Annotated in this window: 17 protein-coding genes; 6 read left to right on the top strand and 11 right to left on the bottom strand. The window is 44.2% G+C overall.

What is annotated here, in order from left to right:
* Positions 1–32 precede the first annotated feature (32 nt).
* Both VL20_RS10560 and aat read right to left on the bottom strand, forming a co-directional pair.
* Positions 33–1139 (bottom strand): hybrid sensor histidine kinase/response regulator, encoded by a 1107-nt coding sequence (locus VL20_RS10560; RefSeq protein ID WP_052276482.1) that lies wholly within the window; start codon positions 1137–1139, stop codon positions 33–35.
* 225 nt (positions 1140–1364) lie between these two features.
* Positions 1365–1946: a leucyl/phenylalanyl-tRNA--protein transferase gene (aat, locus tag VL20_RS10555; RefSeq protein ID WP_128575187.1), complete on the bottom strand. Its 582-nt coding sequence runs from the start codon at positions 1944–1946 to the stop codon at positions 1365–1367.
* Between the two features lie 34 nt (positions 1947–1980).
* Between aat and VL20_RS10550 the strand changes: the two genes are divergently transcribed.
* Entirely contained in the window at positions 1981–2322 is a 342-nt protein-coding gene (locus tag VL20_RS10550) for a hypothetical protein (protein WP_052276481.1), read from the top strand.
* Positions 2323–2557: 235 nt separating this feature from the next.
* Here VL20_RS10550 and VL20_RS10545 read toward each other — a convergent pair whose 3' ends face one another.
* The 4 genes from VL20_RS10545 to pdhA form a co-directional block, all read right to left on the bottom strand.
* Complete coding sequence (locus tag VL20_RS10545; protein ID WP_052276480.1) at positions 2558–3496, bottom strand: glycosyltransferase family 2 protein; 939 nt, start codon at positions 3494–3496, stop codon at positions 2558–2560.
* A gap of 111 nt (positions 3497–3607) precedes the next feature.
* Complete coding sequence (locus VL20_RS10540; RefSeq protein ID WP_052276479.1) at positions 3608–4390, bottom strand: hypothetical protein; 783 nt, start codon at positions 4388–4390, stop codon at positions 3608–3610.
* 170 nt (positions 4391–4560) lie between these two features.
* Positions 4561–5658: an RRXRR domain-containing protein gene (locus tag VL20_RS10535; protein WP_052276478.1), complete on the bottom strand. Its 1098-nt coding sequence runs from the start codon at positions 5656–5658 to the stop codon at positions 4561–4563.
* 283 nt (positions 5659–5941) lie between these two features.
* Entirely contained in the window at positions 5942–6976 is a 1035-nt protein-coding gene (gene pdhA / locus VL20_RS10530) for a pyruvate dehydrogenase (acetyl-transferring) E1 component subunit alpha (RefSeq protein WP_002761057.1), read from the bottom strand.
* A gap of 247 nt (positions 6977–7223) precedes the next feature.
* Between pdhA and VL20_RS10525 the strand changes: the two genes are divergently transcribed.
* Both VL20_RS10525 and VL20_RS10520 read left to right on the top strand, forming a co-directional pair.
* A complete protein-coding gene (locus VL20_RS10525) occupies positions 7224–9482 on the top strand; it encodes an IMS domain-containing protein (RefSeq protein WP_052276477.1) in 2259 nt (752 codons plus the stop codon).
* Positions 9483–9952: 470 nt separating this feature from the next.
* On the top strand, positions 9953–10270 hold the full coding sequence (locus VL20_RS10520; protein WP_052276476.1) for a KGG domain-containing protein: 318 nt from the start codon (positions 9953–9955) through the stop codon (positions 10268–10270).
* A 98-nt stretch (positions 10271–10368) separates the two neighbouring features.
* Here VL20_RS10520 and VL20_RS10515 read toward each other — a convergent pair whose 3' ends face one another.
* The gene (locus VL20_RS10515) at positions 10369–10917 is read right to left on the bottom strand and encodes a DUF2808 domain-containing protein (protein ID WP_052276475.1); all 549 of its coding nucleotides are present in this window, start codon (positions 10915–10917) and stop codon (positions 10369–10371) included.
* A 118-nt stretch (positions 10918–11035) separates the two neighbouring features.
* Positions 11036–11500, bottom strand: a complete 465-nt coding sequence (smpB, locus tag VL20_RS10510; protein ID WP_052276474.1) for an SsrA-binding protein SmpB — start codon at positions 11498–11500, stop codon at positions 11036–11038.
* 488 nt (positions 11501–11988) lie between these two features.
* On the opposite strand from smpB, the gene psb29 reads away from it, so the two are divergent.
* Together psb29 and cofH are read left to right on the top strand one after the other, a co-directional pair.
* Positions 11989–12675: a photosystem II biogenesis protein Psp29 gene (gene psb29 / locus VL20_RS10500; RefSeq protein ID WP_170863942.1), complete on the top strand. Its 687-nt coding sequence runs from the start codon at positions 11989–11991 to the stop codon at positions 12673–12675.
* Between the two features lie 332 nt (positions 12676–13007).
* The gene (gene cofH, locus VL20_RS10495) at positions 13008–14144 is read left to right on the top strand and encodes a 7,8-didemethyl-8-hydroxy-5-deazariboflavin synthase subunit CofH (protein WP_052276472.1); all 1137 of its coding nucleotides are present in this window, start codon (positions 13008–13010) and stop codon (positions 14142–14144) included.
* Here the strand turns inward: cofH and VL20_RS10490 are convergent.
* The 3 genes from VL20_RS10490 to VL20_RS10480 are packed head-to-tail and all read right to left on the bottom strand — an operon-like array spanning position 14141 to position 15902.
* Positions 14141–14326 (bottom strand): DUF5615 family PIN-like protein, encoded by a 186-nt coding sequence (locus tag VL20_RS10490; RefSeq protein ID WP_052276471.1) that lies wholly within the window; start codon positions 14324–14326, stop codon positions 14141–14143. The genes cofH and VL20_RS10490 overlap by 4 nt on opposite strands.
* Positions 14323–14658, bottom strand: coding sequence for a DUF433 domain-containing protein (locus tag VL20_RS10485; RefSeq protein WP_052276470.1), 336 nt, complete (start codon positions 14656–14658; stop codon positions 14323–14325). Before VL20_RS10485 ends, VL20_RS10490 begins: the two co-directional genes overlap by 4 nt.
* A 26-nt stretch (positions 14659–14684) precedes the next feature.
* Positions 14685–15902, bottom strand: a complete 1218-nt coding sequence (locus tag VL20_RS10480; protein WP_052276469.1) for a GUN4 domain-containing protein — start codon at positions 15900–15902, stop codon at positions 14685–14687.
* Between the two features lie 399 nt (positions 15903–16301).
* On the opposite strand from VL20_RS10480, the gene psbA reads away from it, so the two are divergent.
* Positions 16302–17384, top strand: a complete 1083-nt coding sequence (gene psbA / locus VL20_RS10475) for a photosystem II q(b) protein (protein WP_012264511.1) — start codon at positions 16302–16304, stop codon at positions 17382–17384.
* The last annotated feature ends 254 nt before the right edge of the window (positions 17385–17638 follow it).

Genomic DNA, 17638 nt, shown 5'->3' with positions numbered 1-17638 from the left:
GGCAGAAAGTATTTTTTCTATTATCGATCTTTCTAGACAGGTAAACGGACAGAAAAGCTACTACCCCGTTCTAATTCTGAGGTGACGGCAATAGTTCCCCCATGAGCATCGATAATGCGACGGGAGAGATAAAGTCCTAACCCATTGTTGGAACTGTCTGGGGAACTGGAGTACAGGCGCTCGAAAATCCGGGGTAGTTCTTCTGCTGAAATGCCTATACCAGTATCCTCGACGACAATGGTGACAAAAGTATCTTCCTCTGTAGCTGGGATGAGATGAATTTTCACATCACCCTTTTGGGTAAATTTAATCGCATTGCCGATGAGATTGGTAAAAACGCGCCGCAGTTCCAAGCGATCGCCAGTTAGGAAAATTTCCCCGGCATTTTCGGCATTTAAGCTTAATTCTAGTCCTTTTTCTCGGGCAAGGGGAGTTAACTGCTGACAGACTTCTTCGAGAATATCGATAATCTTTAATTTAGTAAAATTAAGTATCTTTTCGCCGTTTTCATAACAATAAACTTCCAAAAGATTATTAACCATTTCCAAGAGATTTGTATTACTGCGAATAATCACATGAATGACTCGACTCATTTCGGGAGTAATCTCACCGTATAAACCTTCTTGAAATAGTTCTAATATGTGATTGACAGACACTAAGGGAGTTCGCAAATCGTGGGTCATCCTCGAAACAAAATCTTCTTTTTGTCTAGCCAATTGCTCTTTTTCTTGTTTGGCAATCGCCACTTCTTGTTCCGCTTCATAGATGCGTAGGGCGTTTCGCATCGCTTGATTTAAGCGCGAGGCAGAAAGACGAAATTTACTCAGATAATCGGAAGCACCGGCTTTCATCATATCTACGGCAATTCCTTCGTCTCCGTGACCGGTTAAAACAATTAGGGGTATTTTAACTCCCTGCTGCCGAATTTCCCGCACCAAAGTCAAACCATCTCCATCGGGTAGAAGATAATCGATAAACATACAGTCGAAAAGATTATTGGACATCTTTTCTTTAGCCTCTTGATAGTCAGCGGCTTCTGTTATTTCTATCGCCATCTCCGATGTTCTTAAGAATCGGCGCACGGCGATCCGATCTACTTCATTATCATCAACAATTAGAATTCTTAACTGGTTTAACATTGCCAATTTAAATCTGAATTTTATTACTGTCTGATCTACCCTGATAGAATACCTCGAATCGGGTTCGATGGTCAAGACATTTTCGAGGTCGATTCTTACAGCTTTTTTCTTAAAGATGAAGTATAACCTAATTTGCTATTGACGACCGAATCGTGACGACTGGCCCCCCAAAACGAAAAATTAGTACCTCACTATTAAGATGACTTCCAGAATCAGAAACAATACTTAAACAAAACGGCAATGCTTCAGCAGAGCGCTTTCTAGTAGGGGATGATATTCTTTTTCGGGGATAGTATAGGCCCCAAATCTAGCCAGATGGGGATTTTGCATTTGGGCATCAAATAGAGAGAAATTCCGTTCTCTGAGGTGTTCAACTAACTTGACCATGGCAACCTTAGAACCATCGGGAATTTTATAAAACATCGATTCCCCGATAAAAACCCCGCGAATTGCTAAACCTAAAATCCCCCCCGCTAATTGATCCCCTTGCCAAGTCTCGAAACTGTAGGCCCAACCGGCCTGGTGTAATTGCTGATAGATTTGCATTAACTCCGGGGAAATCCAAGTCAGCGAGCGATCGGCACAACCGGCACAAACCCCAGCAAAATCGCGGTTAATAGCCACGCTAAAGCGATTTTGATTCAAAACTCGTTTTAGGGACTTGGGATACCTAAAACGCCGATCAAGAGGGATAAGAGCGCGATTTTTACTAGAATACCAATCCAATCTGCCCCCCTCATCGGCCATGAGAAAGTAACCGCGTGCGTATCCTTGTATAATAGAGGCGGTATCCACGACTCCCCCCAAGAATTCAGTCTCGTAGCCTGATAATTCTCTAATTATGCCTGATCATCCCCCAGCAATTCCGCCCATTACTTTACCACCGATCGAAAATCCCCAACAGGAACAAACTTGGCTGCGCACCGCTTTGCATCGTTGGTTAGATGCGGAATTTATTCCCGAAGCTATTAATGAAACTATCGCTGAACGCGCTAGTCAGATTTTTCTGCGTCAGCGTTTGGAAGGGGAAAACGATCTCGGTTGCCTAGTAATTGCGATCGTTACCGAGATGCAAGCTTTTGATTTTCGCGAAAGTTTTTATAGTGAATTTGCCATCGCTAACGCCGTTAGTGATTTAATTTTAGATAGTTTAGGGATCGATCGCTGTTGTGGCCAAAGTTAGACAGTTTTTCTCTGCTATTGGAGTTTAATTTCTATGAGCAGCCCTGCTGATTTTTCTGTACGAATGGGGTAAGCTGCACTGCCTATTAGAAATTTTAGGACAAATAATCAAAACCTCTCTCCTCGATCATAGACAGTCTTAACCAGTAATTTAGAGAGTCAACAGCTTATTGCTTATTTAAGAAGTTAACAAAATCTTTAATCGACAAGAATTGATTGATAGTTGTTGGGAAGGTTTAATTGATTTCCAACCCAGCGATCTCAGCGATCGTATAAGCGGGTCTGCCCTTAACTTCTTCGTAAATTCGACCGATGTATTCCCCTAATATGCCAATACTGATCAATTGTACCGAACCCAAGAAAAACACGGCGATCAAGATAGTAGCTAAACCAGTAACGGGAGAGTCGGGTTGCTGTAAGCGCCAGTAGAGAACCAGTAAAGCCATAAACAGGGCAATTAAAGCGGAAAATAAGCCTAAATAAGTGGAAATACGCAGGGGAATCTTAGAAAAAGACACCAAGCTATTAATCGCTAAAGCTAGGGATTTTTTAAAAGTGTACTTGACTTCTCCGGCAAACCGGGGATCCCGCTCAAATTTAACAGCAGTTTGTCGGAAACCAATCCAAGCGCGCAAACCGCGAATATAACGATTCCGTTCTGGCATAGAGTTTAATACTTCCACCACCTGACGATCCATCAGACAAAAATCCCCCGTGTCCGCAGGGATATCCACGTCGGCTAATTGTCGCAGCAATCTATAGAAAACGTAGGCAGTTAGGCGTTTAAACCAACTTTCTTTTTTCCGTTTTGTTCTCTGGGCGTAAACCACATGATAACCTGCTTGCCAAGACTCAATCATTTTGGGAATCAATTCTGGTGGATCTTGCAAGTCGGCATCGAGGACAACAATAACTTGACCCCTAGCAAAATTAAGTCCTGCCGTTACTGCAGCCTGATGGCCAAAGTTACGAGCAAAGCTAATGTAACAGACCCTAGCATCTCTTTCCTGTAGTTCCCGCATTAAATTTAAGGAACGGTCCCGACTGCCATCATTAATCAGAATCAGTTCCACAGAATCATCTAAACTATCCATGACATCACTGACACGGCGATAGAGTTCTGGAATGGTTTCTTCCTCGTTATAAATCGGGATAATTAGCGAGTATTTCGGCATTTTCGAGAGGTTGAACGGACACAAGCCGTGTTTTTATGGCGGCCGCTACGCTAAATATTCTGCCAAAGTATCCCTTTTGTCAACTTAATAAATTACTGCTAGACAGTGCCTTTAAATTGCCAAAGAATGATCGACCATTGCTTGCCGACGTAAACAATTCCAGTAGGCTGCATAGAGATCCGTCTGTTGACCGCGCAGGGAAGCGATCGCAGGGGCAGCAGGAAAAGGCCAGAGACGATCAAAAACCACTTCTCGATGAGCCAAACGAAACTGTAGCAAATAAACAGAGGCAGGAGCCTGTAAATTATCCAGTAATTGCGCTGCCAGCCGGTGTAAAGACTTAAGACTCTCTCTTTCTAGACTAATCGGTTGACTGTAGGCGTTAGGGATCATACCCTCCCCGATTACCTCACCGTATTCTAAACCCTTAGATGTCACCGTGATTGGCAACCAAAGATCCCCAAAAGAAGAATCTCCCTGACTGGTTTTATAGTGCAGGGTATGGGCAACCCAAGCGCGTCTTTCTTCGATATCCCGACAAGCTTGATAAACTTTTTTACCCGGAAAATTCACCCAATTGGGCAATTGAATTGTTAAGGGACACCAGATTAAATTATTTTGGCTGGTTTTACCCGACTCCATTTTTGACCACAAGGAAGCCGTCCCCGTCACCTCCACCGCTAGGGATTTAGGAACCGCATTTTTTAAGGCAATCACCATTTTTTCGGTAACGGGCGATAGCCGAGACATCTGACCACTGGCTTGAGCTTCGGCATTAACGAGAATGATAACTTTGTCCATTTCTTGTTGTGGGTTGGGTGAACTTGAACGATCAGCGGTGAGGTTGGTTAAGAATGCGAACTGACTGGGGTTCAATGCTTCTGTTGTCGCCATGGCAAAAGCTATTTCTCTGGATTTTAGCGTATTATACAGGAGCGTAACTATTTTTTACGGATTTTTTCAACAACAAGAATCTTCTAGTCGGGATTTTTCTTCTCCCCCTCATCAAAAACTGGGTCTGAAACCCCGCCCTTTAGCGATAGCGGAGGGCGGCTTTATATAAGTTAGTGAGAAACAATTAAACCGTTAGAACGACGAATTAACTGAATCTTGCTAACGGCTATCTGTCCCAATCGTTGACCATTGGCATCGCTTACAGATAGCTGTTTTTCGGTATCTCCACTAACATAACCAATTCCTTTAGGAGAAGAAACTAAATCTCCTTTACGGAACCCATGTCTTGTGGTAGAGCCACCATATTTACGTCGTTTACCACCCTTAGAAAAAACCATCAGGTGAAGTTGACGACGACTAATAGGAGGACGTTTGATGACAGCGAAGGGAGCGTTCGTTACTTTAACAGAACCCTTCCAATCATATCCATGTCCATTAGAAGTGTGGAATGGCAAATAATCTAAAAATTGAAAACAGGCAAGAGCAATTCCATCGTTAGCATGACTTTCGGGTGATTGTTCTGCTTTATTTTTAGACTTTTCTAGTCGCAAATGTTTTCTGAGATTAGAGGTTTGCCAACCAAAGCGAGTATGGACTGTTGCCAATTGAGACAGTTGCTCAATAGCCCATTTTTGTCCAACCATAACCGGCGAGAAACCTTTTCCAGACTTAGCCCCTTTTCTACCAGAAGTTAAATCAACATCGGCTTTGATGTACTCAAAATAAATATCGGTAATTGGATAGATTTTGGTTAGTTCGGAAACGACTCGAAGTTCAAGTTGACGATTAGCTCTGATTGAGGGAGCTAATTTTCCTTGTCTTCTATTTAAGAATCGTTTTTGTCGATGCGCTCTTAGATTAAAAGGAAGTTGGCGGTTAATCCGTCTTCCTCTACGTCCTCTTCGCATTAAGCAGCGATTGTCCATGCGCTCTTTTACTCGTTTAAAAGGAAGTTCTAAGTGAGCCTTCCAAAGAGTAAAAAGAGAGGATTGAACGCCAATTCCAGAGAATAATTTACCCGGGTCAATACCAATAGCAATCGGTTGGGTTTTGTTATCGGAAGGTTCATCGGTTAGCTGGACATAGAAAATATCTAAGTCGTTGAATTTACCGATAGCTTTTCCTTCCTTAATCCACCGCCTGGCCCGACTGGGTTTAGTGGGCATCAACGGTTTTCCGTCTTTTGAAATAACAGGAACTCTTGCCATGGAGATAATCCTTAAGAGTAAAGTTAAAGTCCCTTACCGCAACACAATCAAGATGTCTTGTCTAACAACGCTTTACCAATAAAGCTTAGAGGTAATCCGAACTAGGGAAGTATTCGGAAGTCTGTGCCAGATTGTGTCTCGATGCGGTAGTCTCTACTTGCGTCGCCTAAATTGGTCTAGGCAAGCCCCGTCCCTTTTAGGGCGGGGTTAGTGACAGAATACCTTAAGTAATCAGTGATCACTGATTACTCAAATCTGAATAACTGGTAACTGATCACTGAAATTACTCGTCTTCGGCGAAAATAAAGCGAGTTAGTTCACTAGGATCGGGTTCGGGGCTAGATTCGGCAAATTTAACCGCGGCTTCGATTTCAGCTTGAATTTTCTCCTCGATTTCTTTTAATTCCTCTCTCGTGGCCAGATCTCGCTCGTAGAGATAGGCGGCAAAGCGAGTGATCGGATCTCTTTCGCCCCAGAATTGTTTCTCGTCAGCACTGCGTAACTCGTCGGGATCTGCCAGAGAGTGACCCCGGAAACGATAGGTTAAGGCCTCAATCAAAGTCGGCCCCTCACCGGCGCGGGCGCGGGCTACAGCTTCTCTGGCGGCGGCATGAACGGCGACCACATCCATACCGTCCACTTCCACACCGACCATACTAAAAACACTGGCTTTTTTATAGATTTCCGGTTGAGAAGTGGCTCGATCGTGGGCCATACCGATCGCCCACTTATTATTTTCCACCACATAGATAATCGGCAACTTCCAGAGGGCGGCCATATTCAGACACTCAAAAAACTGGCCATTATTACTCGCCCCATCCCCAAAGAAACAGACCGTTACCTGATCGGCACTGGCATCAGCCATGGCTTCCCGACGGTATTTACTTTGAAAAGCCGCCCCGGTTGCGACGGGAATCCCCTCGGCCACAAAAGCGTAACCCCCTAAAAGCTTATGTTCGGCGGAAAACATATGCATGGAGCCGCCCCGTCCTTTACTACAGCCGGTAGCTTTGCCGAATAACTCCGCCATTACCTCTTGAGCGGGAACTCCGGCACTGAGGGCGTGGACGTGATCGCGATAGGTGCTGGAAACGTAATCTTCTCCCTGACGCAAGGCTTTAATAATACCGCTAGATATCGCTTCTTGACCGTTGTAGAGATGGACAAAACCGAACATTTTGCCTCGATAATACATTTCGGCACATTTATCTTCAAACATCCGCCCCAAAACCATATCCTCGTATAGGCGAAGACCTTCAGCTTTGGTAATAATGATGGAAGCAGGATTAAAGGTTGGTAAAGTACGTTCGGAAATCATAGGGTCTGTAGTATCATTTAGACAACAAAAAGGCAAGGGGAGAGGAAGCGGTAGATTTTTCGAGAATTCTGGCAGTGAATTTTTTGGTCTTAAACCAAGGGGTTCTTAGTATTTTCTCTCTCAAATCTAATCTTAGTCAGTCAGAGATTGGCTAGGATAAGATGGTATCTTGTTATTTTACTCGCTCCGCTCTCACTTACATCATTTAATTCACTAAGGACTCTCCAGAGTTGAGGTACAGCTAACCGTGCGAATTCCTCTTGACTACTACAGGATATTGGGAATCCCCTTTCAGGTGAGTGCCGAGCAGATTGATTTGGCCCACGCCGATCGGGGACGGCAATTGCCACGTCAAGAATACAGTCAAACAGCGATCGTTGCCCGTCAGCACTTGTTAGATCAAGCTTACCAAGTGTTAAGTGATCCAGATCGCCGTCGTGATTACGATGCCCAATTTTTCGACCCCAATCCCCTGCTTCTCAACCCAGAAAGCAGCACCGAAAACCTCGATTCTCAGGCTGGGGAGGTGGCTGCTGCTTCCTCAGAATATCCCACTCCCCAGATTACCATTGCCCCCGCCGATCTAGTGGGAGCTTTGCTCATCCTGCAAGAGTTGGGAGAGTACGAGTTAGTGATTCGTTTGGCGGAAACTTATCTAGATTTGGAGCCAACTACTCGCCCAGACATGATCTTAACCTTGGCTTTGGCCTACGGGGAATTAAGTCGGGAATATTGGCAGGATAAAAATTATGAACAGGCGGCCAGCACCGCGGCCAAAGCCCTGACTTGGTTGGAACAAGAACAAATGTTCCCGCAAGTGGCCAGCGAGATTCGCCATGATTGTGATCGCTTGCGTCCCTACCGGGTTCTGGAATTGTTATCCCAGGAAAAAAAACCTAGTCTTGCCCGTCAGCGCGGCTTAAATCTCTTGGAGGAGATGTTGGCCGCTCGCGGCGGCATCGATGGCCAGGGCGACGATCGCTCTGGGTTGGGGGTGGATAATTTTTTACGCTTTATTCAACAGTTACGGGTTTATTTAACTCAGGCCGAACAGGAAAAAATCTGGGCAAAAGAGGCACAACGCCCCTCGTCGGTGGGTAATTATCTGTTGGTTTATGCCTTGATTGCCCGCGGTTTCGCCCAAAAACAACCCGCCGCTATCGTTGCGGCCAGCGCTCGCTTGCAGCAATTACAAAAACATCAGGATGTCTCCCTCGAGCGATCGATCTGCGCCCTACTGCTCGGTCAAACCGAACAAGCAAGCACAATTTTAGAAAAAAGTCAAGAGCAAGAAATATTAAATTATATTAAGGAACAATCCGGGCAATCTCCCGATCTCTTACCTGGGTTATGTCGTTACGGTGAGCGTTGGTTACAAACAGAAGTTTTCTGCCATTTTAGTGATTTGGTTGAGCGGAAAGCCTCACTAAAAGAGTATTTTGCCGAGGAAGAGGTACAAAATTATTTAGAAGAATTGTCAGGTTTTCCTGACGAAAAAGTTCCCGTGTCGGTTCAAGAAAAGGTTGGCGAACCTTTAGAATCGGAAGTAACTGTTCTCAAAACCCACACCCCCCCCACCCATTTAAACCCAGTGCCAGGAGCGACACCGATGAGGGAATCTGCTTATTCTTCCCACTCTCGTCCCCAAAAACCGTCTTTAGCTAGAGCTAACGGTGAGCGGACAAGCTCTGCTGTACCTGCCCTGAGAGCCACTGCTCAGGAGGAAACTTTCACCCCCTATACTCAGGGCAGTGTGGTGGTGACAGCAGCCTATCGTCAACCGGCACTTAATCCCCTCCGTCGTCGTCCCCGTCGCTCGCGTACCCCAGCAGCGGGTAACTCCGGGCCGGCAGCCCCAGAAACGGTAAAAACTGCCCTAGTCCCACCGAAACGGAGACGACCGGCCCGCAGAAAACTACGACTCGATCGAGTGGCAATATTGGGGGTAGGATTAGTGGGAACGCTCGCAGTTTTGTCCTTGGGGATAAAGGCAATTGTCGATAGTCAATCTCCTTTGGCAGCCTTGCAAGGGGAACAGTTACCGATTTCTTTAAATACTCCCATACTAGAAATTCCTTCGGCTAATGCGGAAGTGATGGAAGGGATTCCCTTGGACAAGGAAACAGCCAAGGAGACGATTCAAGCTTGGTTAGCAGCAAAATCGGCCGCTTTTGGCAGTGAACACCAAAAAGAGCAATTGAAAGAGGTTTTAACGGGTTCAGCCTTGGAACTTTGGCAAAAACGGGCGGCGGCTTTACAGGGAAATAACTATTGGCGCTACGATCATCAAGTGGATGTGCGATCGGTTACTAATAATGCGAAAAATCCTAATTTAGCGACAGTAGAAGCGATAGTCAACGAAAAGGCCATGTATTTCCATAATGGCAAAGAAATTGTCAATAGTTCCTATAATAAGTCCTTGAACGTGCGCTATGATTTGGTACGGCAAGGAGATAAATGGTTGATCGAAAACACCGAAGTCTTAAAAACCAAAGTTTTACCCTGATTTTTCCCGATTAAATCCCCAAAAAACTAGGCTTTAGGCTGCCCGCACACCCAAAAAAGGCTGCATGGCAGCCTTTTCAGTGGGAAGTGGGGAAGTGGGGAAGTGGGGAGAAGGGAGAAGAGCCAAAAAAGCTGATAACTGATAACTGATAACTGATAACTGAAGACCGACTCCTGCAAAGGCAAACTTTGTACCTCACCATTAAGATAACTTCTATATCTTTAGACTGATAAATGCTCGATTCTCTTAATATTTTTTAACATAAAATCTGCTCTTTGATTGCTGTCATTGGTTCCCTAGAAGTCAAGCTAATGAGTTATGATCCTAGGTAGGAATACATAGTTCTTAGAGGAAAAAGCGGGGCAATCTCAATGTTTTGCCCACCCACAAGACCATGATTTTGATGTTTTAAAAATCTCGCATAAGTCTTTAAGAACTTTCAAAATCAGCATTCACACAGGAGGGATATTATGACAGGTAAGAGTAAACGCGGTTTTGCCTCTATGGATCAAGCTAAACAAAAGGAAATCGCTAGTAAAGGTGGTAAAGCTGCTCATCAAAAAGGTACAGCCCACGAATTTACCTCCGAAGAAGCTCGCGAAGCGGGACGAAAGGGTGGTGAAGCGGTTAGCCGGGATCGCGCCCACATGGCAGCTATTGGACGAGAAGGGGGGAAAAATTCCCACAAAGGCAGTCGCAAAAACTTAAACTCCGAGGAAAATTACCCAACCAACGAGTCTATAGGTGAAAATTCCTCAGATTTTAGCAACTCGGAGGCGAATAGTTAACTTTTGTTGACTTTTTCTCAGACTGAGAGGGTTTTGGGGTGTTGGGGTTTTAGTTGAATTCCCCATTCCCCCATTTCCCCATTTCATCAATAAATACTTTAAGGTTCGATACTGACAATCCAAGTCCCAACGTAGAGACGGACGGGAATATTGCCAGAGGCAATCACATCACAGGTAAAGTAATAAGTGCCTAATTGAGGATTTCTGACATTAGACATGACGATTTCAACTTTGCTGGTCGGATCGATCGCTTGTTCGGGGACAATTTGAATAACGCGACTATCCTTATCCCAAACCACTTCCTTTAAAGGTAAAGATTTGCCGTTGATGCGTACCTCGATTTTATTGGTGTCAAACTGGCCGTTAAAATAATCGGGATAGGAAATAAAAAAAGCTGAAGCCCCTTGGGAGAGTTTTTTCGGCGGAATATAGAATTTATAACGATCCATTTGCTTGGGACGACCGCCAAATTGCAAGAAATAATCTAAGATATCCTTGCGATCAACGCCACTAAAAATTGTTAGGCCGGGGTTGCCATTGGCTAAAGTTATTTTTGGTAAAATAATTCCCGCACCCACAGCTAAAGATAGAGCAATTAAAGCGGGTGCCTTAGCATATTTAATTACTTTTGTCAAGACTTTTAACATAAATTTTAACCCAAGGTGAGGGAGATGGTGACGGCCGCAAGGAGCCTAATACAGTTCAACTCTAACAAAACTCGATCGTTTCTTACCTAGACCTTTGCCAGTCCGATAAGTGTCTTGGTTAACGCTTCATCGCTCGTGCCATATCCCGTTGATCCTGACGACGTTTCAAATCTTCGCGTTTATCGTGTAATTTCTTGCCTCTACCGAGGCCAATGCTGATTTTTACCCAACTACCTTTAAAATACATCTTCAAAGGCACAAGAGTTAAACCTTTCTGTTCCACTTGACCGATGAGTTTGCTGATTTCCTTTTTGTGCATCAACAATTTTCTCGTCCGGCGCGGATCGTGATTAAAATATTCGCTACTCTGTTCGTAGGGGGAAATATGAACGTTAATTAACACCGCTTCACCATTGCGGACTAAAACGTAACCATCCCGCAGGTTTACCTTACCGGCACGCACGGATTTAACCTCGGTCCCCACCAACTGCACCCCCGCTTCAAAAGTCTCTAAAATCTCGTAGAGATGGCGTGCTTGCCGGTTATCACTGATAATTTTGATTTTGTCGTCTTGATTGGCCATATAGTCAAGTGAAAAGTGAAAAAGCTGTTGAGTGTTGGGGTGTTGGGGTTTTGGGGGTCAGGGTTTTAGGGTTTTAGGGTTTTAGGGTTTTAGGGTGTTGGGGTTTTAGGGTGTTGGGGTTTTAGGGTGTTGGGGTGTTGGGGTTTTAGGGTGTTGGGGTGTTGGGGTTTTAGGGTGTTAGGGTTTTAGGGTGTTGGGGTGTTGGGGTTTTAGGGTGTTGGGGTTTTAGGGTTTTAGGGTGTTAGGGTTTTAGGGTGTTGGGGTTTTAGGGTTTTAGTTGAAATTCCCCATTTCCCCATTTCCCCATTTCCCCATTTCCCCATTTCCCCATTTCCCCATTTCTCCATTTCTCCATTTCCCCATCTTACTCGCTCTTTTGCTCTCTCTGGACTGACCCCGGGCTGCTCTTTGGTAATCACCGGCCTTGTCAGGGGGAACCAGAAGGGGGAAAATGAGAGCAGTGTTAAATTTTTATGAAGTTTGGTTCTGTGGATAAAATTCGCACCGTTTCCGATAGTAAGCGTGATTTTTATACTCGCCACACCCGCCCCATCAATTCGGTGTATCGGCGCGTGGTTGAGGAATTATTAGTCGAGATGCACCTGCTCTCCGTTAATGTAGATTTCCATTATGATCCAATTTATGCCCTTGGGGTGGTTACTTCTTTCGAGAAGTTCATGGAAGGCTATCGTCCGGGGGAGGATAAACCGAATATTTTTAATGCTTTGTGCCAAGCGGTTAATGGTAATCCCGAAGTCTATCGTCGTGATGCCGAAAATATGATCGCTATTGCCAAAGAAACTAATATTGATTCCTTGCTTTCCCAACTGCAAAACCCTGCTCTAGGTGGTAACAATCAGTTGTCTGATAGTCTAGTTTCGGTGATCAACGCTCCTAAGTTTAAGTATAGTCGCCTGTTTGCCATCGGTCTCTATACCATTTTAGCCGAAGCACAACCGGACATGATCAAGGAAAAAGAAAAACGCGAACAAATTTTGCAAAAGTTCTCAGAAATTCTCCGTCTCTCCAGCGAGAAACTGCAAAAAGACCTCGATGTTTATCGCGGTAATCTTGATAAAATGGATCAGCTGCTCAAGGTTATCGAAGATGCCCTAGAAGCAGAAAAGAAAAAACGTCAACAAAAAGAACAGGAAAAACAAACCACCCTGCAATAAAGGCTCTCAACCGGAAATTACCGCGTGCAGACAAGGGAATAGGGAACAGAAAAAGGATTAAATCGGCTCTCTTTCTTTACTGTTCCTTCTGACCTCGTTCTACAATTAGGATCGGCAACCCTCAATATTTATGGCTCTTCGTTACTTGGTATGGTTCGATAGGGGGGCATAAATTGACTAAATCCTTATCTGGCAAGAGACTTAATTGATGAGTTCGCTTTAGATCAAAAACAATTGACAAAAATCGCCAAATGCCTTTCTACATAAGGGTTCCATCCCCTATAACCCCAGTCCATTGCATAACACAAACCGAAGAGCCATATTTATTTCCCGTGACTAACTCCTCCATCACCGCACCCGTAACCGATATTTTGGCCAAAGCGCGGTCAGGGGCAAATTTATCGGCAAAAGAAGCGATTATCTTGCTAGAAACTACCGATAACCGTTTAATTGCCCAGATTCGGGAAACGGCCGACTTTTTGCGTCGTCAACAGGCAGGAGATACCGTCACCTACGTTATCAATCGCAATATTAATTTTAGTAACATTTGTGAGCAGCATTGCAGTTTTTGTGCATTCAGACGCGATGAAAATGAAGAGGGGGCTTTCTGGCTTAATTTAGAGGAAATTATCGCTAAAGCGGCGGATGCTGTCCATCGTGGGGCCACAGAAATTTGTATGCAGGGAGGATTAAACCCAAAAGCCAAGATTAAGGGCAATTCCTTAGACTATTACCTCGAAATTGTTAAAAAACTGAAACAAGCCTTTCCTAACCTGCATTTACACGCTTTTTCGCCCCAAGAACTCCAATTTATTGCTAGAGAAGACGGTTTAAGTTACGAAAAAGTTATCGCTTCCCTGCAAGAAGCAGGAGTAAATTCTCTCCCGGGGACGGCTGCCGAGGTGTTAGTCGATGAGGTAAGACGGGTAATTTGTCCAGAAAAAATCGATGCTGCCACTTGGTTAGAAATAGTCGGTACTGCTCATCGCTTGGGGTTACATACCACCAGTACCATGCTCTGCGGTCATATTGAAACCCCTAGTCAACAGGTGCAGCACCTTGAAAAAATTAGAAAACAGCAAGAAATCGCCCTAGAAAATAATTATCCGGCTAAAATCACCGAATTTATTTTATTGCCTTTTGTGGGACAATCAGCCCCCAAACCCCTGAGAAATCGAGTCGGACGAGATCAACCAATTTTAGCCGATACATTAAAATTAACGGCAGTGGCGCGGATTTATTTGGGCAATAGCATTAAAAATCATCAACCCAGTTGGGTAAAATTGGGCTTACAGGGGGCAACAGAAGCCTTAAACTGGGGTTGCAACGATCTCGGTGGCACTCTCATGGAAGAACATATTACCACTATGGCCGGGGCCCTGGGCGGCACTTGTTTGACCGTCGAGGAATTAGCAACGGCGATTAAATCCCTCGATCGCCCGGCCCGTCAACGAGATACAATCTATTAGAGCCTGGTGACTAATAACCGTTGAAATGACGCAACATAATCTAGGATTTCTGGGTCTAAAGTTCCCAGTGGTGGTGCATCGGGTTCACCTACTCGCAAAATATCGAGATTAGGATTCAATCGCAACAGAGATATTTTGAGGTTTGGGGATAAGTTTTCATCTAACAAAAACCAGATTCTCATGCGAGGTTTAGTTCTTGCTGTTTCCGTTTTAGTTTTAGTTGTCTTAGGCGTTGAATCAGGGGGGATGGCTCGGTATTTAACCACTGCTGATATTGTTCTTCCTGCCAGTCACGGAGGCGCTGAAGATAAGCATCTATCAGGGTCTTATTTTGATAGTAATAGGTGAGAGTAGCGTAAATTTTCTCTAGGTTTAAGGTGGGTAACTCTTGGAGAATCTGCTGGGAAGTATAACCTTTTAAATGGTAGTTGATGACATCCTCAATCCCAATGCGATGTCCTTTAATGCGGATGTCATCTGGCTCAAAAACTTCAAAGTATTCTTCTAGTTGCATGGTTTTCTTGGAGCAAACTTTCTCTTTTAATTGTAGCACCGCCAAATCGTTATATGTCCCAGGTTACAAGTCTTTACGCGAGAGAAGAGAGCCTCTAATAAATCAAGGGATGTACCTAGTAGGTACGGGCGGCACAAACACAAGGTTTCTCGCTTCCTTAATCCCTCTACGCCACCAATCGCTTCAATATTTTGACATTGGACACTGAAGCCGTCCTTACCGCTACTGTAGTGCAGCCAGAGTTGGTTAATAGTTCGTAAATCTATACAGGGGAAGTTGCCGATAGACACTGAGTCTAGGCGGCCTTTGTTGTCTATTCCTGCTGCTTGACACATGACTTTAACTGTTTCTTGATCCGCCTCCTCCCACTTACCTGCTGCTAGTAAGTCACGAAGTTTAGTGTAGTCGATTCCTTTCTCACTTTCGAGTTCGATTTCTCCTGTTATAACAATTTTTAAAGAAAATTGTAGCTGCTTTATTTGTTCTTGCATCTGAGAAATTATTGCTTCTTTTTCTGTTAGTTTTTTTTGCTGTATTTTAATTCTAGATTGGATACGATCCTTCTCCGTTACACTTGAACAATTTATTAGCTGTTCAGTTAAGCGAGATATTCTTTCTAGTAATTGAGCGTTTTTTAGTCGCTCTTGTTCTAACTGTTGTTCTAACTGCTGAATCTGAGATTTCGGTGCTTGTTCTATTTCCTGCTGTTCTTGATGAAAAGCCGGCTCGATTTCCCCGGCTAATTTTGGCATAATCTTATTTAGTTGTTCGCTAAATTTATGTTTCAGGTCGTTAATGTCAGCATAGATAGTATGAAAATGTCCTAAATTATGGAGTCTTTCCTTGAAATTCAACAAAGTCATAATTTCTGGTCTAATTTGACTCGCATTGATGGGTGCATCTTTGAAATAGGTATAAATCCGTAGATTACCATTTGCTTTAAAGGTTTCCAACGCTTTGGTAAATTCTTCTTCAGTGTATTTACCTACTTTAGTATGAAAGAGACTGACAAAAATATGGCACTGTGTAATCGCTTTATTGTATTCATCTTGTAGGCGCGTTTTTGACATAGCATCGATAAAATCTTCCCAGACAACTAATTCTAAAAATATTCCCTTTTCTATGTATTCTTTGTTTTTACGGTTGATAAATATTTCAAATTGTTCTCTATCATCTTTCAATTCAGATGAGGAGGCGAGAAAGATTTTAATGATTTTAATGATTTTAATGATTTCATTACCCATCGTAGTTTCCCTACTTTGCTTTTACCTTTTCTTTCGCTTTCAGTGCTGTTATTCGGCTCACCAACTCAGCCAATCTCTGATTCAATGGTACAGTCTCAGCACAGCCCAGATATTGAGCGCACCGCAATAACAACCACATCCATCTTAGAAGTGCCACGTTGCTCATCTGTAACTATCTTACTCGCCGTGCTATTGATTGTCGCCATTTTTCTGGAGAAAGCATAGAGGGAAGCGACGTTTACAGTGGGTTTCTATTTTTCCCCCTCTAATATCAGCTAAACTTATCAATAGCATAAGTAACAATATCGTCAAACCCCTTTACAAACCGTTACAAACTCTCTAAGATAGAAACATCATCAATCAATCGTACCTCGATAACTTAATAGGAATCATAAACCAATGACCACCACTCTACAACAGCGCGAGAGCGCTTCCCTGTGGGAGCAGTTCTGCCAGTGGATTACCAGCACCAACAACCGTTTATACATCGGTTGGTTCGGTGTCATCATGATCCCCACCCTGCTCACCGCCACCACCTGCTTCATCATCGCCTTTATCGCCGCTCCTCCTGTAGATATCGACGGTATTCGCGAGCCTGTAGCTGGTTCCCTACTCTACGGAAACAACATCATCTCTGGTGCAGTTGTTCCCTCTTCTAACGCAATTGGACTCCACTTCTACCCCATCTGGGAAGCAGCTTCCTTAGATGAGTGGTTATACAACGGTGGTCCCTACCAGTTAGTCATTTTCCACTTCTTACTAGGTGTCTTCTGCTACCTCGGTCGTCAGTGGGAACTGTCTTTCCGTTTAGGAATGCGTCCTTGGATTTGTGTAGCTTACTCTGCACCTGTATCCGCCGCAACTGCTGTATTCTTAATCTATCCCATCGGACAAGGTTCCTTCTCTGATGGTATGCCTTTAGGAATCTCTGGAACCTTCAACTTTATGTTTGTGTTCCAAGCAGAACATAACATTCTGATGCACCCCTTCCATATGTTAGGTGTTGCTGGTGTGTTCGGCGGTTCCTTGTTCAGTGCAATGCACGGTTCCCTAGTAACTTCTTCTTTAGTGCGTGAAACCACTGAAATCGAATCTCAGAACTACGGTTACAAATTCGGTCAAGAAGAAGAAACCTACAATATCGTTGCCGCTCACGGTTACTTCGGACGTTTAATCTTCCAATACGCTTCTTTCAACAACAGCCGCTCTCTGCACTTCTTCTTAGGTGCATGGCCGGTAATCGGTATCTGGTTTACGGCAATGGGTGTTAGCACCATGGCGTTCAACCTCAACGGTTTCAACTTCAACCAGTCGATTCTCGATTCTCAAGGTCGTGTAATCGGTACTTGGGCCGATGTGTTAAACCGCGCTGGTATCGGTATGGAAGTAATGCACGAGCGCAATGCACACAACTTCCCCTTAGACTTAGCTAGTGGTGAACAGGCTCCTGTGGCTCTGATTGCTCCCGCTATCAATGGTTAATTCCTAGTCTGAACGAAAAGGCACTCCCGCAAGGGGGTGCTTTTTTGTGGCTTTCTGGTTACTTTCAGAGAAGATGCCAGAATCTAGGGATAATGGGGGACAATCAGGCTAATTGATTTGGGTTGGCTGAAATAAGTATCAATTCTTTCGTTGGTCTTAAGATTTCTCCCACACCCCGTATCGCTTTCAATCTGCTTGTCACCCCGTTAGCCATGGTTGCCACGATAGTCCGATATTTGCTCGAATTGTTCTAG

It is taken from the genome of Microcystis panniformis FACHB-1757 (assembly GCF_001264245.1).
GTDB classification, from domain to species: domain Bacteria; phylum Cyanobacteriota; class Cyanobacteriia; order Cyanobacteriales; family Microcystaceae; genus Microcystis; species Microcystis panniformis.
The sequence above is the reverse complement of the archived record's forward strand: the minus strand, read 5'-3'. Positions and strand labels throughout refer to the sequence as shown.